This window comes from Streptomyces sp. 11x1 (genome assembly GCF_032598905.1).
In the GTDB taxonomy this organism is placed as follows: Bacteria; Actinomycetota; Actinomycetes; order Streptomycetales; family Streptomycetaceae; genus Streptomyces.
Window position 1 is genome coordinate 4,871,190 of the sequence record NZ_CP122458.1, and the last position, 21,742, is coordinate 4,892,931.

General features: G+C 71.1%; 17 protein-coding genes. 6 read left to right on the plus strand and 11 right to left on the minus strand.

Translation table 11 applies throughout. The annotated features are described in order from the left end of the window. The first annotated feature begins 614 nt into the window (after window positions 1–614). Window positions 615–1,079, plus strand: a complete 465-nt coding sequence (locus tag P8T65_RS21335; RefSeq protein WP_316726894.1) for a hypothetical protein — start codon at window positions 615–617, stop codon at window positions 1,077–1,079. Window positions 1,080–1,446: 367 nt separating this feature from the next. On the opposite strand, the gene P8T65_RS21340 is transcribed toward P8T65_RS21335, so the two are convergent. Together P8T65_RS21340 and P8T65_RS21345 are read right to left on the minus strand one after the other, a co-directional pair. Further along, entirely contained in the window at window positions 1,447–2,661 is a 1,215-nt protein-coding gene (locus P8T65_RS21340) for an alpha/beta fold hydrolase (protein ID WP_316726895.1), read from the minus strand. 89 nt (window positions 2,662–2,750) lie between these two features. Then, window positions 2,751–4,331, minus strand: a complete 1,581-nt coding sequence (locus P8T65_RS21345; protein ID WP_316726896.1) for an AMP-binding protein — start codon at window positions 4,329–4,331, stop codon at window positions 2,751–2,753. Between the two features lie 393 nt (window positions 4,332–4,724). On the opposite strand from P8T65_RS21345, the gene P8T65_RS21350 reads away from it, so the two are divergent. Beyond that, the gene (locus tag P8T65_RS21350) at window positions 4,725–5,837 is read left to right on the plus strand and encodes an alpha/beta hydrolase (protein ID WP_316726897.1); all 1,113 of its coding nucleotides are present in this window, start codon (window positions 4,725–4,727) and stop codon (window positions 5,835–5,837) included. A 60-nt stretch (window positions 5,838–5,897) separates the two neighbouring features. On the opposite strand, the gene P8T65_RS21355 is transcribed toward P8T65_RS21350, so the two are convergent. The 5 genes from P8T65_RS21355 to P8T65_RS21375 all read right to left on the minus strand — a co-directional run bounded on the left by P8T65_RS21355 (window position 5,898) and on the right by P8T65_RS21375 (window position 10,949). Then, window positions 5,898–6,620: a TrkA family potassium uptake protein gene (locus tag P8T65_RS21355; RefSeq protein ID WP_316726898.1), complete on the minus strand. Its 723-nt coding sequence runs from the start codon at window positions 6,618–6,620 to the stop codon at window positions 5,898–5,900. After that, window positions 6,613–7,986, minus strand: coding sequence for a potassium transporter TrkG (locus P8T65_RS21360; RefSeq protein WP_316726899.1), 1,374 nt, complete (start codon window positions 7,984–7,986; stop codon window positions 6,613–6,615). The genes P8T65_RS21355 and P8T65_RS21360 overlap by 8 nt, the downstream gene beginning before the upstream one ends. A gap of 115 nt (window positions 7,987–8,101) precedes the next feature. Next, on the minus strand, window positions 8,102–8,311 hold the full coding sequence (locus tag P8T65_RS21365) for a hypothetical protein (protein ID WP_316726900.1): 210 nt from the start codon (window positions 8,309–8,311) through the stop codon (window positions 8,102–8,104). 37 nt (window positions 8,312–8,348) lie between these two features. Continuing rightward, window positions 8,349–9,665, minus strand: a complete 1,317-nt coding sequence (gene nhaA / locus P8T65_RS21370) for a Na+/H+ antiporter NhaA (protein ID WP_316726901.1) — start codon at window positions 9,663–9,665, stop codon at window positions 8,349–8,351. 198 nt (window positions 9,666–9,863) lie between these two features. Next, complete coding sequence (locus tag P8T65_RS21375) at window positions 9,864–10,949, minus strand: helix-turn-helix domain-containing protein (protein WP_316726902.1); 1,086 nt, start codon at window positions 10,947–10,949, stop codon at window positions 9,864–9,866. 162 nt (window positions 10,950–11,111) lie between these two features. On the opposite strand from P8T65_RS21375, the gene P8T65_RS47305 reads away from it, so the two are divergent. From P8T65_RS47305 to P8T65_RS21390, 4 genes are all read left to right on the plus strand, one after another. Beyond that, complete coding sequence (locus tag P8T65_RS47305) at window positions 11,112–11,336, plus strand: STAS domain-containing protein (protein WP_399103173.1); 225 nt, start codon at window positions 11,112–11,114, stop codon at window positions 11,334–11,336. A gap of 174 nt (window positions 11,337–11,510) precedes the next feature. Then, window positions 11,511–12,746 carry a cation:proton antiporter gene (locus P8T65_RS21380; protein WP_316726904.1) on the plus strand — a complete coding sequence of 412 codons (1,236 nt, stop codon included), beginning with the start codon at window positions 11,511–11,513 and terminating at the stop codon, window positions 12,744–12,746. After that, the gene (locus tag P8T65_RS21385; protein ID WP_316726905.1) at window positions 12,733–13,152 is read left to right on the plus strand and encodes a CBS domain-containing protein; all 420 of its coding nucleotides are present in this window, start codon (window positions 12,733–12,735) and stop codon (window positions 13,150–13,152) included. The genes P8T65_RS21380 and P8T65_RS21385 overlap by 14 nt, the downstream gene beginning before the upstream one ends. Before the next feature lie 102 nt (window positions 13,153–13,254). Continuing rightward, window positions 13,255–13,914, plus strand: coding sequence for a hypothetical protein (locus P8T65_RS21390; RefSeq protein WP_316726906.1), 660 nt, complete (start codon window positions 13,255–13,257; stop codon window positions 13,912–13,914). A 33-nt stretch (window positions 13,915–13,947) separates the two neighbouring features. Here P8T65_RS21390 and P8T65_RS21395 read toward each other — a convergent pair whose 3' ends face one another. The 4 genes from P8T65_RS21395 to P8T65_RS21410 all read right to left on the minus strand — a co-directional run bounded on the left by P8T65_RS21395 (window position 13,948) and on the right by P8T65_RS21410 (window position 21,737). After that, on the minus strand, window positions 13,948–14,274 hold the full coding sequence (locus P8T65_RS21395; protein WP_316726907.1) for a hypothetical protein: 327 nt from the start codon (window positions 14,272–14,274) through the stop codon (window positions 13,948–13,950). A 14-nt stretch (window positions 14,275–14,288) separates the two neighbouring features. After that, window positions 14,289–14,468 (minus strand): hypothetical protein, encoded by a 180-nt coding sequence (locus tag P8T65_RS21400; protein WP_316726908.1) that lies wholly within the window; start codon window positions 14,466–14,468, stop codon window positions 14,289–14,291. A gap of 78 nt (window positions 14,469–14,546) precedes the next feature. Then, window positions 14,547–19,475: a DNA repair ATPase gene (locus tag P8T65_RS21405; protein ID WP_316726909.1), complete on the minus strand. Its 4,929-nt coding sequence runs from the start codon at window positions 19,473–19,475 to the stop codon at window positions 14,547–14,549. A gap of 228 nt (window positions 19,476–19,703) precedes the next feature. Further along, window positions 19,704–21,737, minus strand: coding sequence for an SPFH domain-containing protein (locus tag P8T65_RS21410; protein ID WP_316726910.1), 2,034 nt, complete (start codon window positions 21,735–21,737; stop codon window positions 19,704–19,706). Between the last annotated feature and the right edge of the window lie 5 nt (window positions 21,738–21,742).

Genomic DNA, 21,742 nt, shown 5'->3' on the forward strand with positions numbered 1-21,742 from the left:
CACTCCTCAGCAGCCGAGAGCTGAGGAGTCGCGGGGCTTGGGGGGGGCGGCCCGGCCCTCTGCGGGCCGAGGGATCGGCGGGCAGCTGTCCGGACCCGGGACGGCCGTGGCCAGGTCGTCAGCGACTCGGGCCGGCGAAGTCGGTCCTGGCGGCCTCGGCGCGCTGGGCGGAGAAGCCGGCGGCCGCGTTCTTCCCCGATGACGGCGTCTTCCGAGTCTGCCCACGCCGTACGTGGGCCGCCCCCCGGAGGTGCCCGGCTCGATTCCCCGGGCAGGCTGTCGGCAGCCTACGGGCGGCTGCGGCACCATGTGCCGACCAGCCCGTGGGCCTCATCTCGCCGGCCGCATCTCGCCGGCCTCGCACGCCGCCGTCTGCATCCGGTCCGCCGGACCTGGTGCGCACCCGCTCCCCATCAACCCGGCTCACCGACTGAGCGCCACACCCTCAGCCCCTCCTCAGCACGCCCTCAGACGAGCCTCAGACGTCCACCAAGTCTTGGCGGCCGACGGCCCCGATGCTTGAACTGTGCCGGGCGGAGGGGAAGTTGTGAAGGCATCTCCCCCAGGCCGGCACTCACCTCAGACACAGGACAACGCGAGAGAAGGACACGAAGATGCGACTCGACAACACCAGGACGTCCGGTCAGGCCCGGACTCGCCGGGGGCTGGCGCTGCTGATCGCGACCGGGGCCGGGCTGGGCTCCCTGCTGCTGGGAACGGTTCCCGCACACGCCAACGCCACCACCAAGCACGTCGCGGCGGACGGCATGTCCGTCCAGTTCAAGACGAGCGACAGCAGCCACGACGTGCGGGGGAACATCACGTTCACCGTCAACGCGGACGGCAACTGGAGGATCGACGCGAACGCGACCAACCCGCGGCCCGCGGGCCGCAACGTCCACTGGGTCTGTGACCTGTCGTGGGACGCGTCGGACGTCAGGCACTCGACGGGCACGAAGTGGGTGCCCCGCAAGTCGACCCGCACCCTCACCGCGGCGGCGTACGACCCCTTCGTCCAGGCGGACTTCGCCACCATCGCCGCCCGCGGGACGGCCGACTGCGACATCGTCATCGGCTAGTCGTACACCGTTTCCGCAGGCCGGCGGGGAGTCGGGTCGGCGGGTCGGCGGGTCGGCGGGTCGGCCCGCCGAGACCATCGACGTGCGTGAAGTCGGCCGACGACTTCACGGACGTCCGGTCAGAACATCACGGGGGAAACCGGACACACGAGGAGCATCTACTCCTGCCGTCCGTCACGGGCCCACCGGCCGAGGCTGTGCCCGTGGGCCCTCGCCCGTCGCTCATGTCCTCCATGTCCTCCCGGTGCTGCCACGGTCAAGCCGAACCGGCTGTGGCGGCGCCGGTGTGTTTGCGCGGCCACCACGGCTGTGCACCGCGCCCCGCAGCGCCCTCACGTCGTCGCAGTCGTTCCGTCTGCCGGGCGGGCTACTCGGAGAGGAAGTTGTAGAGGTGGGTGAGGAAGGTGGGCCAGGCCGGGTCGTCGCCTGTGAACAGGTGGTTGCGGCCTTCGAGCAGAACCAGCCGACTGTCGGGGATGAGCGTGGCCAGTTCCAGGGCCTGCGCGACAGGGACACGCGCGTCGTCGCGGGAGTGGATGATCAGCGTGGGGCAGGTCACCTCGTGAGCGACGCCCGAGACGTCGATGCGGGTGAACTCCTCCAGGAAGCGCAGGCCGTTGGCGGGCGAGGTCGTCTGACGCTGGTACGCGGCGAACGCGTCCCACTCCGCGGGAGTGGCGTCGGCGAGGAACTGGGAAGCGAAGTAGCGCAGGAAGCTGCTGCTGCTGTCCTGCGAACGCCATCCGGCGCGGGCGATGTCGAGGTCGACCTCGGCGGCATCGCGCTCGGCGTGACTGCCCGCACGGATCAACTGCCCCCGGGCATAGGCCGAGGTGAGGATCAGGTGACTGACCCGCTCGGGGCGAAGCGCGGCGTAGGCGACCGCCACCGCACCGCCCTGTGACACCCCGAGCAGAGGGAAGCGGTCGAGGCCGACGGCATCGGCCACGGCATCGAGGTCGGCGACCAGGTCGTCGAGCGTGAAGCTGCCCATGTCCCATGAGGAGAGGCCGCAGCCCCGCTCGTCGTAGCGGACGAGCTGCCGGCCGCGGGTGAGACCGTCGAACCAGTGGGCCCACATCGGGGAGGTCCGGTCGAGGTCGAGGTGGGTCAGCCAGTTGGCGGTCTTCACCAAGGGCGGCCCCTCGCCGGTGAGCGCGTAGGCGATGCGGGTGCCGTCGGCGGACCGGCAGAAACGGATGACCTCGCGGTCCGCGGCCGCCCCGCCCCCGGGGGCCGGGGGCGGGGCGGCCGGAGCGGTGGAAGCCACCGTGGTGTGCGCCACGAACCGATAGCCGTGCGGACGCATGGTGCGAATCAGCTGCTGTCGTGTGTCACTGTCACCGATCGCGAGACGGGCCGTGCGCAGCAAGGCGGCGAGTGCGGCCTCGCTGACCGCGTGGCCGCGCCCCATCATGTCGCGCAGCTCGTCTTCGGACACGACGCGACCACGGTGCTCGACCAGGTGGCACAGAAGGTCCAGTGCCCGGGGCTCGACGTCGACCCGCTGTCCGTCATGACTGAGTCGGCGGCGGTCCGCGTCCAACGCGTACTGCCCGAACCGATACACCGCGCCGTCCACACGAAAACTTTACAACGCCTCTTCATTCTTCGGGAGTTGGGGGCCTACCCCTGCCCCCCGAGCGCCGGGCCCGCGAGTTCGGACGCCGCTCAGGAACGTGCCCGTTCCCGTTCCCGCAGTCGGCGCCGCAGGATCTTCCCGGAGGCCGCCTTCGGTACGGCCTCGATGAACTCGACCCGGCGGATCCTCTTGTACGGGGCGACCTGGCCCGCGACGTGGGCCATCACCTCGGTGGCGGATATCGGCACCCCGGTCATGGGCACCACGAACGCCTTCGGTATCTCGTTGCCCTCCTCATCGTCGACTCCGATCACGGCCGCGTCGGCTATGCCGGGGTGCCGCACCAGGATGGCTTCGAGCTCGGCCGGCGCCACCTGGTAGCCCTTGTACTTGATGAGTTCCTTGACCCGGTCGACGATGAACCAGTTCCCGTCCTCGTCGACCCGGCCGATGTCACCGGTGTGCAGCCAGCCGTCGGCGTCGACGGTCGCGTCGGTGTCCTCCGGCCGTCCGAAGTAGCCCTTCATGACCTGCGGCCCTCGGACCCACACCTCGCCCGGCTCGCCCTCCGCCACGTCCTGACCGGTGTCGGGATCGACCAGACGTGCCTGCGTCGACGGGAGCAGATGACCCACGCACGCGACGGGCTCGTCCCGGTTGCCGTCGGCATGGATGTGCGAGGCGGGGGACAGCTCGGTCATGCCGTACGCCTGCCCGACCTCCATGCCCAGCCGGTCGGCCACCGCCGCCTGCAGTCCCGCGTCGAGCGGCGCCGCCGCGCAGATGACGCGCCGCAGGTGCGACAGGTCCAGTTTCCCGACCGCGGGGTGCTTGGCCAGCGCGAGCATCACCGGCGGGGCGACGTAGGCGTGGGTGATGCGGTCGCGCTCCAGGCTGGTCAGGAACGCGTCGAGATCGAACCGGGCGTGGACGTACACGGTCGCGCCACGGCGCAGCGCGTTGTTGACCAGCGCGGTCAGACCGAAGATGTGGAAGAACGGCAGAATCGCGATGACACGGTCGTTCTCGTCGACCCGATGCAGCCCGTTCAACTGTTCGAGATTGGTGCACAGGTTACGGTGGGTCAGCATCACGCCCTTGGGTACGCCCGTGGTGCCACTCGAATAGGGCAGCACGGCGACGTCCACGGCCGGATCGGTCGAGAACGGCGGCACGGGTCCGTCGTTCAGCAACGCGAGCACCGATCGATGACCGTCCGCACTGTCACAGACCAGGATCTCCATGTCCCGGCCCGTCTGCCGCCGGACCAGCTCGACCGCGGCCCGCGCCGTCTCGACCAGCGGCGACACGCTCACCATCAGCCGCGCTTCGGCGTCGATCAGCTGCTTGGCGATCTCGGCGGCCGTGGCCAGCGGCGACAGTGTGGTCACCGTCCCGCCCGCGGCGGTGACCGCGTAGAGGACCACGGGGAACAGGACGGTGTTCGGCGAGTGCAGCGCGACCACGTCCCCCTTGGCGATTCCCTCGACGGCGAGGCCCGCCGCGAGCCCGCGGACCAGCGCGGCCAGTTCGCCGTACGTCACCGTTCGTCCACTGGACACGTCCACCATGGCCGGCCGGGTTCCGCGCCCCGAGGCTTCACCGAGCACCCACTCGTGGAGGGGACGATCGACGACGGCGACATCCGGGTACTTGCTCCTGAAGATCATGACGACTCCGTATCTCGGTATCCCTGTCTGCTGCGCCGATCGGTACAGCCGGAGGCACTGAGCGGAGTGACAACGGTCTGATGCCGGCACCGGGCCTGCCGACGCGTGTCGCTCCCACTCGCCCCCAGGGCCGGACGGACCGGGACCGCTCGATCGTCGCGCCCGCCTCCGCATCGCGGCTTGGTGGAACTCTGAGGCTTTTCTGAGGAGAAGCCGAGGGCGGACTCGACGGCGCCACGGTCACCGCGGTGAACATCGGCCACCTCGCCTGGAGGCCCTCCAGGTGGGGCGGACCGCAACCGGCTTGAGCGGTCCGTGTCCACACAGACCCGGCGGAATCCGCGCGGTCCGACCGGGGTTTCTCGTCGGCGGAGGCTGACATGATGCGCGGCCATGGGAACGAGAGACGACAGTGACGAGGCGTACGTCGTCGGCCTGTGCGAGCGGATCCTCGGTGAGTCGGCACTGGCCCAGCACCGGTTCGACTGGCTATTGGGGGACCCCGGTGCGAACGGGCGGCGAGCCAGACCGCGCCGTCGTCATCCAGACCGACGGCACCGTGCGCTGAAGATCGCAGGGTCCAGCGGTGTCCCGGGGCCGTTGCTCAGGTCTACCCTGCCGACCGTGCCCTCCATCTACCGCGGGCCGGCGGACCGGCGACGTGTACGGGACTGGTGTCTCCAACGGCTCGGCAGCTGGGACGTGCCGCACCGGCGCAGTGAGATCAGGACGGAGGCGGGGGTCACCAGCGTGCTCCTCGTCGGCGCGGAGCCGGTGGCATCTTCGTCGACGGTGGTGCTGGTGCCGGGGACCAACACCAACGGTGCCGTGTGCCGCCACCTGACCGGGGCGCTCGCGGCCCGCTGGCCGACCGTCGTGCTCGACGTGCCCGGCCAGCCCGGCCTGAGCGCGGACGTCCGCCCGCGCCGGGGACGGTCCGCGTGGTACGGGCGTTGGCTCACCGAGGCATTGGAACAGGCGGTGCCGGGGCCGGCCCTGCTCGTCGGGCATTCGCTGGGCGGCGCCGTCGTACTCGCCTCCGACTCCCCGCGCATCGCCGGGCGGTTGCTGCTCTCCAGTGCCGGGCTGGTGCGGCTGCGGGTCCCGATGGGCGTGGTGGCGGCCACCGTGCCCTGGCTCGCCCGGCCGACTCTGCCGAGGAGCGCCCGACTGCTGCGTCGGATGACGGCCTTCGACGAGCGGGTGCCGGACGAGCTCACGGAGTGGATGACGCTGGTCGCCCGCAGCTGCCGCAGCAGTCTCGCCCCTCCCCCGCTGCCGCCCGAGCTGCTGGCGCGACGCCGGTCGGTGCCGTGCGTCGTGGCCACGGGTCGCCATGACGTCTTCCTGCCACCGCAGCGCCTCGGGTCGGCCGCCCAGCGGCACCTCGGCGCCCGGTTGCACGTCTTGGACGACTCGGGTCACCTACTGCTGGACGAGTCTCCCGACGAGGTCGTCGCGTTGGTGGCGCGGGCCCTGGCTTCCGCGTACGGGGACGGCGCGTGACAGAAGACGGATGGCACAGCTCGGTTCAGCTCGGCTCGGCTCGGCTCGGTTCAGCTCGGTTCAGCTCAGCTCGGCGAAGGTCTCCACCGCGTGGGTCTTGCCGGTGACCACGATGACGTCGCCCTTCTGGACGACCGTGTCGGCGGTGGCGTACGTGAAGTCCTCACCGGGGCGCTTGATGCCGACGACCGTGACGCCGTACCGGCTGCGGACGTGGCTCTGGCCGAGGGGGACGCCGGTGGCGATGTCCGGGGCGACGGTCTTCACCAGGGCGTAGTCGTCGTCGAACTCGATGAAGTCCAGCATCCGGCCGGTGACCAGGTGGGCGACGCGTTCGCCCATCTCGTGCTCGGGCAGGACGACGTGGTGGACGCCGAGTCGTTCGAGGATCTGGCCGTGCTGGCGGCTGATGGCCTTGGCCCAGATGTTGGGCACCTCGGCCTCCAGCAGGTTGGAGCTGACCAGGATGGACGCCTCGATGTCGGTGCCGATGCCGACGACGGCGCTGGTGAAGTCGTGTACGCCGAGCTGGCGGAGCACCTCGGGATCGGTGCAGTCGGCGACCGCCGAGTGCGTCAGTCCGTCGCTGTACTTCTGCACGAGCCGGGTGTCGGTGTCGATGCCGAGGACGTCCCAGCCGCGGTGCATCAGCTCGTTCGCCAGCGAGCTGCCGAAACGGCCGAGGCCGATGACCGCGACCCGCTGGTCCCCGGCGTGCTGGATGGTCTGGTGGGCCAGGCGCTTGCGGCGGCGTCGGCGCAGGGAGTGCAGGTAGTTAACCAATGACGGGTCGCTCCTCGGGCAGTTCGTAGCGGCGGACGCGTTCGCGCAGGGCCAGCGCCGAGACCAGGGTGACCGGGCCGAGGCGGCCGATGAACATCAGCAGGACGAGGATCAGCTGTCCGGCGTCGGGGAAGTCGGCGGTGATGCCGGTGGACAGGCCGACCGTGGCGAAGGCGGAGACGACCTCGAACAGCACTCCGTCCAGGGGCAGCGAGGTCATGCTGAGGAGGGCCAGCGTGGCGGCCATGACCAGGCCGACGCCGAGCAGCACCACGGTCAGCGCCTGGCGCAGGCTGTGCGGGGCGAGTCTGCGGCCCAGGACCGTGGAGTTGGGTTCGCCTCGCACCTCGGCGATGATCGCGACGGCCAGGACCGCGAACGTGGTGACCTTGATGCCGCCCGCGGTACCCGCGCTGCCACCGCCGACGAACATCAGCATGCAGGTCATCAGGAGTGTGGAGGCGTGCATGGCCCCGATGTCGAGGGAGTTGAAGCCGGCGGTGCGGGTCATCGCGGAGTGGAAGAACCCGTTCAGCAGCTTCGCGGGCCAGTCGTGCGATCCGAGAGTGGCCGGGTTGGTCCACTCCAGCAGACAGGTGAGCAGGGTGCCGACGGCGAGCAGCACGACGGTGGTGACGAGCGTCAGCCTGGTGTGCAGGGTCCAGTTGCGGCGTCCGGTGGTGCGGTGGCGGTTGCGGTGGCGGAGCAGTTCCAGGAGGACGGGGAAGCCGAGCCCGCCGAGGATCACGGCGACGGCGATCGGCAGGGTGACCCACGGGTCCTGGGCATAGCGGGTCAGGCTGTCGGCGTGCAGGCCGAAGCCGGCGTTGTTGAAGGCCGACACGGCGTGGAAGTAGCCCAGGTACACGGCCTCGCCGATGGAGTCGCCGTAGCCGAAGCGGAAGCGCAGGGAGAGGACCGCGCCGACCGCGAGTTCCACGATCAGCGTCGTGCCCGCGACGCCGAGCAGCACCCGCCGCACGTCACCGATGTCCAGGCTCTTGGTCTCCGCCTGCGCGGTGAGCTGCAGTCGCAGCCGCAGCTTCCCGGAGACCAGCAGCGCGAGCAGGGAGGCCATGGTCATGATGCCGAAGCCGCCGATCTGGATCAGCGCGAGGATCACGCCCTCGCCGAAGCCGCTCCAGTACGTGCCGGTGTCCACCACGGCCAGACCCGTCACGCAGACGGCCGAGGTGGACGTGAACAGCGCGGTCACCAGCCCGGTGGCCGTACCGTCCTCGGCGGCGAGCGGCAGCGCGAGCAGCCCGGTCCCGAGGGCGATCGCGGCGGCGAAGGCCAGCACGACCGTACGGGCCGGGTGCGCGGCCAACAGCGACCTGCGCGGATGCGCGGTACGTCTCGCCACGGCTCCCCTTCTGCGTACGCCCGGTCCGTCAAGGATGGGTACGGACTTCGTACGGGGTCCGTCCAACCCGCGCGGCCGTCACCCTATCCGGCGGCGGCAAGCGAACGCGCAGCACTCACGAGCCGCTCCGGGGGGTGTCCCGGCGGATCCGGTACAAGCCGTGCAGGCTGAGCACGACCGTCCCGCCCGCGATCGTCGGCCACCATCGCGAGGCCCCGTGCCTGGACAGCTCTATGCCCTTCACCAGCAAAGCTGTCGAAACCAGGACGGCCAGCCACCCCATCGCGATGTCGACCACACCGCCCCGTCCGAACGGCTCCTTCACCTTCGACTCCTTTTGTCCAGCTCGCATCGCCGAGGTCTCAGCCCGTGCCCTCGGCACCGTCGCGACCGGGGGCGGCGCGCTGGTAGATGTCGGGGATGCCGTCGGCGTCCTCGTCCCGGTTCTCCGCCTCCCACAGGCGGCGGTAGATGCCGTTGCGGCGTTTGATCAGGAGGGCCGCGAGGGCAGCGGCGATCAGGGAGCCGAGCAGCACGGCCACCTTGACGTGCTCGACGTCGGCCGGATCGGTGAAGGCCAGTTCGCCGATGAGCAGGGCCACGGTGAAGCCGATGCCCGCCAGTACCGCGAGGGCGAACACGTCCGCCCAGGCCAGGTCGGGGTTGAGGCGGGCCCGGGTGAAGCGGGCGGCGAGGTAGGTGCCGGCGAAGATGCCCACCGTCTTGCCCAGTACCAGTCCGAGGACGACGCCCAGGGGCTCCGGTTGCGTGAACACCGCGCCCAGGGCGGTGCCCGACACGCTCACCCCGGCGGCGAACAGCGCGAACAGCGGCACCGCCACCCCGGCCGAGACCGGCCGCAGCAGGTGTTCGGTCCGCTCCCCGGGGGAGGCGTCCTCGTCCTCGTCGCGGACCGTGCGCAGGATCAGGCCCATGGCCACACCGGCCACGGTGGCGTGCACGCCGCCGTTGTACATCAGCGCCCAGATCACCAGGCCCAGCGGCACGTACCACCACCAGCCGCGCACCCGGAAGCGCTGGAGCAGATAGAACACGACCAGTCCGGCCACGGCCCCGGCGAGCGCGGCCGGGTTCAGGTCACTGGTGAAGAAGACCGCGATGACCAGGATCGCGCCGAGGTCGTCGACCACGGCCAAGGTCAGCAGGAAGGCCCGCAGCGCGGACGGCAGGTGGGTGGAGAGCACCGCGAGGACGGCGAGCGCGAAGGCGATGTCGGTGGCCATGGGCACCGCCCAGCCCTGTGCGCTGCCGCCGCCGAGTCCGACGGTGGCCAGGTAGACGCCGGCGGGGATCACCATGCCGCACAGGGCGGCGACCACCGGGAGGGCGGCCGTGGCCGGGGTCCGCAGTTCGCCTGCCACCAGCTCACGCTTCAGCTCGATCCCGGCGACCAGGAAGAACACGGTCAGCAGCCCGTCCGCCGTCCAGTGCCCCACGGACAGGTCAAGGCCGAGAGCCGCTATCCCGAAGTGTGCGTCGCGCAGGTCCTCGTACGACCCGCTCCACGGGGTGTTCGCCCAGACCAGTGCCACCACGGCCGCCGCCAGCAGCACGAGCCCGCCCACCGTCTCCGTACGCAGGGCGCGGGCCACCCGCACCTGCTCCGGCCAGGGCAGCAGACCGAGGAAGACGGAACGTTCACGACGGGGGGCACGCATCCGGGAAGACCTCCACAGCATCGGGTTCTGGGCATACGCGCCCCTTCGACGCCGACCAGACTTCCCGGCACACCCCGCGCCTTTGACGCGTTCTTTACACACTAACCGCCACGGCGCGGGGCATGCGGCCCGAGCGTGTCCGATGCGGGCGGGCCGCTGCGATCATCATCACGTTTGGGTGCCCTGCCGGGGGGCGGGTCAGAGGGGTTTCGTCGGCCAGTCGAGCAGTCGGGCGCCGATCACCGCGGTCTGGAGGGTGTACCGGTGGACCGGATCGGAGGGGTCGGCACCGGTCAGTTTGTGGATGCGTTCGAGGCGGTACGTGAAGGCGCGCACGCTCAGCGACAGTCGCCGGGCGGCCTCCGCGGAGACGCAGCCCGAGTCGAAGTAGGCGGTGAGGGTGTCGAGGAGCGGCTGGGCTCCGCCGCGGGCCTGACGCAGAGGGCCGAGGGCGTTCTCCACCAGGTCGGCCATGGCCTGTCGGTCTCGGGTGAGGACGGGATAGACGAGGAGGTCGGCGGAGCGGAGCACGGGATCGTCGAGTTCCAGGCGTTCGGCCAGGTCGAGGGCGTTGAGGGCCTCCTCGTACGACTGGACGACGCCCGCCGGGCCCGTGTGCGGGCGGCCGAGCGCCACCTGTCCGCCCCCGGTCGCGGCGAACGCCTGCTTGGCGAAGTACACGAGGACGTCGTCCTGGTCGCCCGGGGCGACGCAGACGAGTCGGCCGTCCTTGGTGGTGAGAAGGATGCTGCGGTCGCCGAACCGGCCTCTCAGCGCGCGCTCCACCTCCCGGAGCACCGGGTCGCCCTCCTCGTAGGCGGCCGGGCCGCGGGCCACGGCGACCGCGTGTTCGTACGAGAGCCGCAGCCCGTAGCGTTCCGCGCGCTGGGCCAGTCGGCCCAGGTCGCTGCGGCCGTACAGCAGGTCGTCGATGAACTCCCGGCGGGCGGCCTCCTCCTGGCGCACGGCGTGGCGCTGAGCCCGTTCGTAGCCCTCGGCGAAGGCGTCGAGAGCCTGCGCGGCGACGGACAGCACGTCGTCCACCATCGGTTCGCTGCCGTTGGGCCAGTGTGCCCGGGTGGCTGTCATGTGGGCGCCGACCAGGGCACGCAGCCCGATCCCGGCCTCGGCCGCCTGTTCACCCAGGGCACGGCGCGAGGCCAGTTCGTCCCGGGAGAGCCTGCGGCCGGTGGCCGAGGCATCGGCGAGGATGTCGGCGTATCCCTCCAGGTACGCCTCGTGTCCCGCTGCCCCGCGCCCCTCGGACACGTCCCGTCCCGCCATACAGGTCCCCCAGATCGAATGCGCCCTCGTCGTCGTCTTGACGCACGGTCGCAGGAGCGTACTCCCGCCCCTGCCTGAAGCGGTGCCTGCCCCCGGCAAGGAGACACCGGTTCGGGCGGATTCCGCAGTGCCCCTGCCACGGGCCGGCGCCTCCGCGGCCTGATCGGCGAGGGCCCGGACGTCTTGGAGGTGGACATGACGGGGGTGGGCCATGTCAGCCCTGAAGGGTGCGCGGCGCTCTTCGCGGCTCTCCGCGCCGCCCGTGAGCACGGCACACGACTGATCATCACTCGCCCCAACGATCAGGCACGGTCGGCCATGCGGAAGATCAGCCTGACACGGGCCCTCGCTCGTTCTCTTCCGGACGGAGATCCCACCGCAGCCTGACGCCTGCCCCGGGCAACGCCCGGTGCCGGAACCCGGCAACGAAAGAGAGCCCGTGGCTGCGCGCCAAGAACCTGTCAGCGCCGCGTAAAGAACATGTATGGTGCCCCCGGTGTGCCGGGAAGTCTGGTCGGCGGTCTTGGGAGAGCTCTCTTCGCCGATTCGGGGGTCCTGTTCATGGTGCTCGTCGTGGTCTTCGGGGTGGCGCTGCTGATCGCGGTGCTGCTGTCGGGTCTCGCCGCCCGCACGGTGCTGTCGACATCGCTGCTCTTCCTGGTCGGCGGCGCGCTCGTCAGCGACGGTTTCCTGGGCTGGATCCACATCACGCCGGACAGCGAGATCGTGTCGGTGACCGCGGACCTGGCGCTGTTCGCGGTGCTGTTCACCGACGGCATGCACGTCTCCTTCCCCAAGCTGCGCCAGAACTGGCGCAACCCGGTCCGCGCCCTGGGGCTCGGCATGCCGCTGGCGTTCATCGGCATGGCGCTGATCACGCACTACCTGGTGGGCCTGGACTGGACGACGTCCTTCCTGGTCGGCGCCGTACTCGCGCCGACCGACCCGGTGTTCGCCTCCGCGATCGTCGGCCGCAAGGAAGTCCCGTCGAAGCTGCGGCAGTTGCTGAACGTGGAGAGCGGCATCAACGACGGCCTCGCCCTGCCCGTCGTCCTCGTCCTGATCGCGGCGGCCGGGCCGACCTCCGGGCACGCCGAGTCGTCCCTGGGGAAGATCGCCCTGGAGCTGGTCCTCGGGCTGCTCTTCGGCATCGTCCTGCCCTACGTCGTCGTCGAACTCGTACGGTTCCGGCTGCTGGGCGCCGAGCCCAAGCTCCAGCCGCTGCTGCCGCTGGCGATCGGCGTGATCCTGTACGCGGTCTGCCACCTCACGCACGCCAACCCCTACCTCGCCGCGTTCTCCGCGGGGGCCGTGCTCACCGCACGCTCGCTGGAGGCGAAGGAGGCGTTCGAGCCGCTCGGTGAGGCGCTGGCGGAGCTGGCCAAGTTCGCGGCCCTGCTGGTCTTCGGTGCACTGCTGACACCGTCGCTCTTCGGTGACCTGTCCTTCGGCGGATACGCGGCGGTCGTCCTGGCGATCGTGCTGATCCGCCCGGCGTCGCTGCTGTTGTCGCTGCTCGGCACGCGGTTCACCCGGCAGGAGAAGCTGGTCGCGGCCTGGTTCGGGCCGAAGGGCTTCGCCTCGGTGGTATACGGACTGCTGGTGCTCCAGGCCGGGATCCCACAGGGCGAGGAGGCGTTCACCCTCATCGCCGTCTGCATCGCCTTCTCGATCATCGCGCACAGCTCCACCGACGTGCCGATCGCCCGTCTCTTCCACGTCGACGACCTCGCGGGCACGTCCTCCGGTGCGGGCACGCCGTCCGCCACCGAGGAGGCCGACCGTGTGGGCGCGTGACCTCGCCGAGCCCTACCCGTACGTCACCACCGACGAGGACGCCGCCCACGCGGTCCGGCTGCTGGCCCTGCACCGGTTGCCCGCACTCCTGGTCGTCGACACCGACGCCGCACCGTACGCCCTTGTGCCCTGCGCCCAACTCGTCGGACGACTCATGGCCGACGGGCAGGACCGCGACGGGGCGGCGGGGATCGCCGGTCTCAGCGTCACGGACTGGCTGCCTCCCGGCAGCCCCAGCCCGCCCACGGTCGAGGAGACCGACGACCTCACGCGGGTCGCGGACCTCATCGTGCGGACCCGCAGCCCGTTGGTCGCCGTCGTCGAACGCGACGGCGACCAACGGTGGTTGGCGGGCGTGGTGACAGCCGTCCGGCTGCTGGAACGGCTCGCCGGAGGAGGAGCGTGAGCCGAACTCCTCGGACGGCAACCGCAGCTCCGGCCACGGGCCCCGGCCCGTGACCTGGACTCCGACCAGCACCCCGGCAACCGCCTGCCTCGGAGGCACCCCGTGAACATCCCCGGCCTCACCGCGTACACCCGGACGCGGCGCACCGCGCGCAGAGACAGCAGACGGCAGCGTCGGGAGATCCGTGAACAGCGGCTCGGCCTGCTGGCCCAGGAGTCGGCCCCACCGGCCGCGCCGCCGAGCTGGCGGGCCGGCTGGGGAGGGCGGGTCCTCGCCGTCCTGTGGTGTGCACAGTTCCTTTGGTTCGTGCTGCGCCCCGGCGTCGAGGAAAGGGCCGGCAACACTCCGGGGGACTGGATCTTCCTGTGCTGGGCAACCATGTTCGCCACGTGGATGGCGTGCCGCCTGGGAATGTGGCGAGTCTCCGCGGGCCACAGTGGTGTGTGGATACGACGGTTCTGGACCGTCAGGTTCCTTCCGTGGCAGCAGCTCAGCCGGGTGGACATGCGGCGGGACGGCCTGCTGGAGTTCTTCGACGGCGACAGGCACCCCATGGCCGGACTGTATGGCCCTGCCTGGCTGAACCGGATCCTCGGCCGTCCCCACACCGGACAGGAGGCGGCCGACATCCTGACGGTCATGGCCCGCCACCCTCGTCTGCGGCCCGTCACGGATCCGGACCGGCGACTCAGAGGGACGCCGTTCGTCGTGTGGTCACCCTTGGCCCTGGGTGTCGTCGCCTTGGCGGGTCTGCTCCCCTGACGACGGCGCTCGGGCCTGCCCCACCAGTCACGGTCACGGCTCCGGTGTCCCGGCCCGGGGCCGGTTGTCCTTGATCGCGGACAGCAGGAACAGAAGGGCCGCGAGGCCGTAGAACCCCATACCGACGAACATGGCGGCCATGACCACGTCGTACGAGGCGTTCGCCAGGCGGGGCACCCCGTTGGCCAGCATGCCGCCGTACAAGCACAGAAGCGCGTAGGCACGGGGCCGCAGGCCGCCGGTGGGCCGACGTCTCATCCACGGCGGGACCCAGCCACGCAGGATCGCGATCGCCGGCAGCAGCATCAGGACACTGGCGACGGCCAGAGCGATCCAGTGGTAGAGCGGATTGCCGTGCATGTCGACACCTTCTTTCACCGGGGCCGGTCGATCAGCCGAACCGCTCCGGCGACCGCGAGACAGGTGATGCCTGCCAGCAGTACGGGAAGACCGGGCCCGGGCAGCACCCACATCACCGCGCCGCAGAGTGCGAGCGCCGCACCGGCGGCCGCGAGCGAACGCGTGACCGTGCACGTGGTGAGAGGGCGGGCCATCAGGTGACTCCAGGGAAGAGGAAGAAGAGGAAGGGGGTGCTTACCGCACCGGAAGCTATCGCATATGCCAAAGGAATATCAGCTCCCTTCCGTGTCGCGTACCGGGTGGGCCGCGTGCCGGGCGTTCGGGTTCGCGAGCAGGCTGCGCGGGTCCGCGGCCCGCGAGATGGCCGACTCGACGGCGGCGATCCGGTCGGCGAGGAGGCCGAGTGCGGCTACCGCGCGCGTGAGCTGGTCGTCGTCCGGGCCGCCGAGGGCCTGGGTGCGGACGTACGCCGCCTTCAACTCCGTCCAGCGGGCGGCCTGTTCCGGGGTGAGCGTGCCGCGCAGCTCGGCCAGCTTGAGGAGGTTGGACTCGGCTCCGGTGGTGAGGGTCTGGGCCTCGGCCGTGTAGTGGTCGTCGATCAGAGCGGCCAGTTCGGACGCGTTCATGACCGGCTGGACGCGCTGGGCGATCTTGTTCATGTTGCGGTAGGAGCCCTGGAGCCGGAAGGCCGGCTCGGTGCGGGTGGTGTCCGACTGCGCGGCGGAGGCGATGTACGCGGCGTTCACCGCCAGGACCGTCTCCCGGATCGTGAGCAGGTGCCCCAGGACCGCGAGGATCCGCTCCAGCTCGGCGGAGGTGTAGGGGTGGGCGAGCCGGTCGGCACGGGCCGTGGGGTCGTGCCCGGCGAGCCGGATCAGCAGGTCGAGGTCGGCGCGGTCGCGGCCCGCGAGCGGGGCGAGGACCGGGTGAGCGGTGAGGGCGTTCTCGATGAAGCTGAGCGCGAAGGCGTCCTCCTTGCCGGTGAGGACGTCACCGAGGTTCCACACGTCGGCCCGGTTGGCGAGCATGTCGGGGACGCGGAAGCGGCTGCCGGACTCGGTGTAGGGGTTGCCGGCCATGCAGACGGCGAAGCGCTTGCCGCGCAGGTCGTACGTGCGCGGCTCGCCGTCCCGTACTCCCTCGACGCGGCGGGTGGCGTCGCACAACGGGATGAACCTCTGCAGCAGTTCGGGCGAGGTGTGCTGGATGTCGTCCAGGTACAGGAGGGTGTTGTTGCCCGCCTCAAGCGCGAAGTTGATCTTCTCGATCTCCCGGCGTGCGGTGGCGTTGGGGGCCTCGGCGGGGTCGAGCGAGGTCACGGTGTGGCCGAGGGCGGGGCCGCTGATCTTCACCAGCATCAGGCCGAGCCGGTCGGCGACGTACTCCATGAGGGTCGTCTTGCCGTAGCCGGGCGGGGAGACGAGCAGCAGCAGGCCGCCGGTGTCGGTGCGCCTGGACTCGCCCGTGGTGCCGAGCTGCTTGGCGAGGCTGTCGCCGATGAGCGGGAGGTACACCTCGTCGACGAGCCTGCCCCGGACGAATCCGGACATGATCCTCGGGCGGTGCTCGTCCAGGCGCAGCCGGGCGCGTTCGGCGGCCGTCAGGGTGGTGCGGCGACGCTGGTAGGCGCGGTGAGCGGGCACCTCGTGGGTGCGGAACGCGTGGGTGCGGGCGAGGAGTTCGTCGACGCGGACCGTGAGGGTGCCGCCGGTGAGGCGGGGGTGGGTGCCGAGCAGGCCCTCGACCGTCTCGGTCAGGGGCGCGTCACACGTGTAGCGGGTCAGATCCGGGCACAGCTCGGCGGCCACCGCCTCCGCCAGGTCACCGGGCGCGAGGTCCGCGCCGGTGGAGGCGGCGTACGCGGACAGCCACGCCTCGACCAACTGTCGGCGTGCCCCCAGGTCACCGAGGGCGGTGAGGTCCTCGTCGTACGCCGAAGTCCCCACCGTACGGCGGAACTTGTCGAGCAGGGTGTGGGTGCCCGCGTCGATGACGAAGCCGTCGGCGCCGCCGGTGAGTTCCTCGAAGAGGTAGGCCGAGGCGGCGTCCGCGGTGGGCCCGCCGATCGCTCGCGCCAGCTCGCCCCGCAGGTCGGCGATCGCGGACGTGAGCCCGAACATCTCCCGGGCGCGGGCGAGCGACACGGCCCGGCGGGTCCACGCCTCGCGCTCCTCGGCCGTCGTGGCGTGCGCCCAGAACAGCTGGGCGCTCGCGCGGGCCACCGGCTCGTGGCGGAGCGGGCCCGCGTCCTCGTGCAGACGGAGCAGCGCGGTAAGGATCAGGAGCGTGTCGTGGTCGTGGACTCCGCGCTCGTATCCCTCGTCGTACGCCTCCTGCGCCGCCCGGCGTACCAGCGCGGTCAGGTCCGTGGTTTCGGCGAGGGCCGTCGCGCCGTGCTCGTCGAGCAGCCGGGCGGCGAGGTGTTCGGCGCGGTAGACGTCCGGGGACTCCGACGGCAGCGGGCGCTCCCAGTACGGGCGGGTCGCGGCGAAGTCGGGGTCGGTGACCGGGGAGCGGTAGTCGGTGGCACTGATCGCGAAGGCCAGGCCGTCGCCGTGCGGGACGAGGGCGAGGTCGAGCGGCTGGGTGTTCACCGCGAAACGGTGGGTGCCCAGGCGGATCGTGCGACCGTCGTCGCCGTAGAGGTCGGTGCGGTCGCGCAGGGCGCGCAGGGCCTCCTGACGGGCGGCCTTCAGGTGGCCGTCCAGCTCGTCCGCCCGGACCTGGTCGCCGAGGTGCCGCAGGTCCTCGGCGATGCGGCGGACCTTGGCGGGCATCGGGTCGGAGGTGAAGTACGTGGTGACGGCGTCCGCGTCGGGGAGGGAGGCGGCGCGGCGGACTACCGTGCGCAGGATACGGGCCGCCGAGTCGGCGAGGCGCTCGGCGCGGCGGGCGCGCGCGTCGGCGAGGTTCTGCTTACGGGAGGAGAACGCCTCGTGGATCTCGTCGCGCTTGTCGGCCAGCTCCCCGAGGAAGTCGTCGAACTCGGCGGACTCCGAGAACCGCGCCTCCAGGCTCTCCAGCTGGGCCAGCAGGCGGGCGAGCTGCTCGTCGCATGCCTCGGGCGTGTCGGCGGAAACGAGGGCACCGGTGACCGCCTGCCCGAGCAGGGTGAACTCGGCTGCGAACTCGGCACGTCCCTCGCGGTCGAGGAGATCGCGGCGGCGGCCGTCGAGCACGGCGCGGGCCCGGTTGACACCGGCCAGGACCTCGGCGATCCGCTCCAGGACGGACGTACGGACGGTGGCGTCGCCGATGTCGAGTCCCGCGACGACCTCGGTGACCGTGCCCAGTCCGTCCGCGAGTCGGTCGATGCGGGCGGCGACGGGCGCGGCCTCGGCGACCGTGGTGATGGCGGCGGCGTCCCCGAGGAGGTGCTCGACCTCCGCGTGGTGGTCGCCGAAGGCGTCCTCGCGGGCCAGGTGGGCGACCGCCCGCCGGCCGAACGAGGCGAGGTCGGACTCGACGTCCGCGGCTAGTGCGTCGATGCGGGCCGCGTCGGCGTACCGCAGGTCCCTGAGCGTGAGCAGATGCCCCTGCGCCTGCCGGAGTTCGGTCAGGCCGGACACCCAGACGGCGGCGCCCCGCAAGGTCTCCCCGCGCAGTCGGCGCACCACCTGGGCGACCCGGTCCGCCGCCTCGTCGAGCGCGTCGGCGGCCTGCCGGGTGAGCGCCTGTACGGTCTCGAACTCGGCCAGTACCTGCTCGGCCGTCGTCCGCACGTCCGTGAGCGGCTCCCGCAGATCGCCGAGTTCGGCGTCCTCCAGCCAGTGGTAGGAGTCCGCGGCCCGGACGCAGGCCGCGACCAGCGCCTCGTACACCTCGCTCGTCGGGGTCGTCCCGGCGACCGCACCGGCGATGGAGAGGCAGTCGGAGATGCCGCGCACGAGGTCGGCGTTGCCGACGCGGGCGAGCGGGCCGTCCCCGAGGGGCCGGGCCGCGGCGTGGGTGTCGGAGACGTAGGGGGACCTCCACAGCTGGACCGGGTGGACGCGCTGCGGCTCCTCGCCCTCGGTGCGCAGCAGGACGAGCGTGCCGTCGTCGAGGAGGGCCCAGCCCCGGCAGGTCAGCGGGGTCGCGGTCTCCTTGCGGATCACGTTGTACGGCAGCAGGAGGCTGCGGCCCGCCACGGGGGCGTGGAACGCGAAGAGGACGTCCTCACCGTTGGGTGAGCGGACCACCCGGTCGAACTCCAGGTCGTCGGCACCGATGCCGTCGAAGGTCTTGTGCGTGCCGTTCGCCAGGCAGTAGCCGCCGGGGAAGACGATGCCCTGGTCCTCCGGGAGGCGGCGGCAGGCCGGGCCGATGCCGTCGAGACGGACGGCGCTCCTGGTGAGCGTGTTGAACACCAGGTACCGGTGGGCGTCCTCCTTGTAGGGCCGGATACGCAGCAGGACCAGGGTGCCCACCCGCGCGTACGCGATGTCGGCGTCGGCGAGTGACTGCAACGGCTCGTCGACGGGCTCGGAGTGGATTCCCTCGCCCGTCTCCGTGTCGTCCTCGACCTTGACGGTGAGGGTGCCTCCGACAGTCGTGACGAAGACCTCTCCCTCGACGGACACGTGCGGGTGGCGGCCGAGGACATGGGACTCGCGGGTCGCCTCGGTCCAGGTGAAGTCGTGGGCGGGCGGCGGCACATGGTCGCGGTCGCCGCGCGCGTCGAGGAAGGACACCTGTCCGTCGTCGGTGAGCGCCCAGCGCAGGACGCGGATGTCGTCGGCCTTCTCGCCGGTACGGAAGACGGCCAGGAGCCTGCCGTCGACACGGCTCAGGCGCAGCAGGTGGGCCTGGCGGTAGTAACGGTGGAGGGCCGTGAACTCCGCCACGAAGTCGGGGTCGTCGAGCAGACCGGGCACGGCGTCGTCGGGCAGCCGGTTCAGATCGCGGTCGTGCAGCGTGAAGACGTCGCTCACGGCCGTCCCGTCTCGCCGGCCGGTGTGGGCGTTGCGGCCGAGGAGCAGCACGTCACCGAGGGAGACGAGGTCCCGGGGGACGCAGGAGTGTTCGGTGCGCAACCGCTCGGTGCCGGTGAGTTCGAGGCGCGTCGAGCCGAACTCCTGGGCACGGCGGATGTTGAGGGCCTCGGCGCGGCGGGCGAGTTCGGCGGCCTGCGCGGTGAGCCGGTCACGCAGCACGTCGTACGTACCGGTGTCGAGCGCCTCGTACGTGCGGGTGTCCAGGTCCGTCGTCCCGGTGGTCATGCGGATCGGTCCCTCTCGGATGTCACTCGGAAGTCTCAGGAGGTCTCAGGAGGTCTCGGAAGTCCGAGGAGGTCTCAGGAAGTATCAGGAAGTCTCAGGAGGTCGGGGACTTTCCGAAGTCGAGGCCGTCTTGGGCCGGTGTGACGCGGTCCGGAGCTGCTGTCCCCTGTGCGGCAGCTCCGGACCGCTGAGCGGCCCCGGGGCGGTGGCCCCGCGCCGCTCGGCCTTTCAGCTCCTGGCGTTGCCGTTCAGCGCGGCGAGCGAGGTGTCCGCGACCCCCAGCTCACCCGCCGTGTCGAGCAGTTGCCGCAGAGCCTGGGAGTCGGCGCCGCCCGTCTTCATCAGCTTCATCAGCAGTGCGGAAACGGTCAGGTCCCGTACGTCGGCCGTGGAGACCGAGCCCAGGGCACGGGTGAGGTCGTCGGTGAAGCTCGCCGTGCCGTCCAGCCAGGGTCCGGCGAGTGCCTGGGCGGTCTCGGAGTGCTGGACGAAGCCGTCGACGCCCTTGCCGAGCGAGATCGCCCCGACCAGCCGGTCGAAGAAGACCGACTCGCCGCCGACGATGTTGATGTCGGCGTTCTCCAGGCCGGTGGCGAGCACCGTGGCCTGTGCCTCGGCGACCTGCCGCTGCACGTCCAGCCCGGCCAGGCGGATGTCCTTCTCGGCCGCCAGCCGCAGCCGGTACTCCTCGTGCGTACGGGACGCCTCGTCGAGCGCGGCCATCGCGGCGGCCTTCTCGGTGAGGCCGGCCGCCTCGGCCTTCAGCTTCTCGCCGATGGCCTCGGCCTCGGCGAGCGCCTGTGCCCGCGCGCCCTCCGCCTCGGCCCGCATGCGTGCCTCGGTGGCCTCGGCCTCCGCGCGGCCGGCCTTCTCGATGACCTCGGCCTCCTTGTCACGGACCTGGACGGCGGCCAGGCCCTCGGCGGCGGCCTCCGCCTGGACGCCCTCGGCGAGGCGCAGCTTGGCCCGCGCGTCGAGGTCGGCGGTCTTCAACCGGGCCTCGGCCAGGGTGAGTTCCTCGGCGGCCCGGTGGGTGGCGGCCTGCTCGGCGGCCTCGGCGGCCTTGATGTCCTTGACCAGCTTCTCCTGCGCCTCGGCCTCCGCGGCGATGATCACGGCCTGCCGCTGCCGCTCCGCCTCCTCGACGGCCCGCAGCTTCTTGATGGATTCCTCCTGCTCGGCGACCGTACGGTCCACGGCGACCCGCTCGCGGATGACCTCGGCGATCTCCCGCTTCTCCGCCTCGACCTCCTTCTCGGCGGCGATCCGCGTCAACTGGGTCTCCCGCTCCCGGGCGATGACCTCCAGCAGCCGGTCCTTCTCGATGCGCTCGCTCTCCACGGCGATGACCCGCTCGCGGTTCTTGGCGGCGACGGCGACCTCGCGGGCCTGGTTCTCGCGCTGGATGCCCAGCTGCTCCTCGGTCTTCAGGAACGCTCCCTGCGACCGCAGCCGCTCCTCCTCCACCACCCTGGCCGTCTCGGCCTCTTCCCTCGCCCGTACGGTGTCGATCTCCCGCCGCTGCTTGATCTCGGCGTCGGCCTGGCGGCGCTCCAGCTCCAGGATGGTCTCCCGGGCGTCGACGTTCTGCCGGGTGATCTCCTTCTCCTCGGTGCGCTGGGCCTCGTTGGTGCGGACGTGCTCCACGGCCGTCAGTTCGGTGATCTTCCGGATGCCCTGCGCGTCGAGGACGTTGGCCGGGTCGAGCTGGGTCAGCGGCGTCTGCTCCAGGTAGTCGATCGCCGCGTCCTCCAGGTGGTAGCCGTTGAGGTCGACGCCGATGACCTCGATGATCCGGTACCGCAGCTCCTCACGCTTGGTGTAGAGGTCGGTGAAGTCCATCTGCTTGCCGACGGTCTTCAGCGCCTCGGAGAACTTCGCGTGGAACAGCTCCTGCAGCGTGTTCCGGTCGCTCGCCCGTGCCGTACCGACCGCCTGGGCGACCTTGACGACGTCCTCCACGGTCTTGTTGACCTTCACGAAGAACGAGATCCGGATGTCGGCCCGGATGTTGTCCCGGCAGATCAGACCTTCCTTGCCGGCCCGGGTGATCTCGATGGTCTTCACCGAGATGTCCATCACCTCGGCCTTGTGCAACACGGGCAGCACGACCTGCCCCGTGAAGGTCACGTCGACCTTCCTCGTCTTGGAGACGATCAGCGCCTTGCCCTGCTCCACCTTGCGGAACAGCCGGGAGAAGAGGAGGAGGACGAGGAGCGCTATGAGCAGGCAGACACCGGCGCCCACGATCATGGCAGTCATGAGAA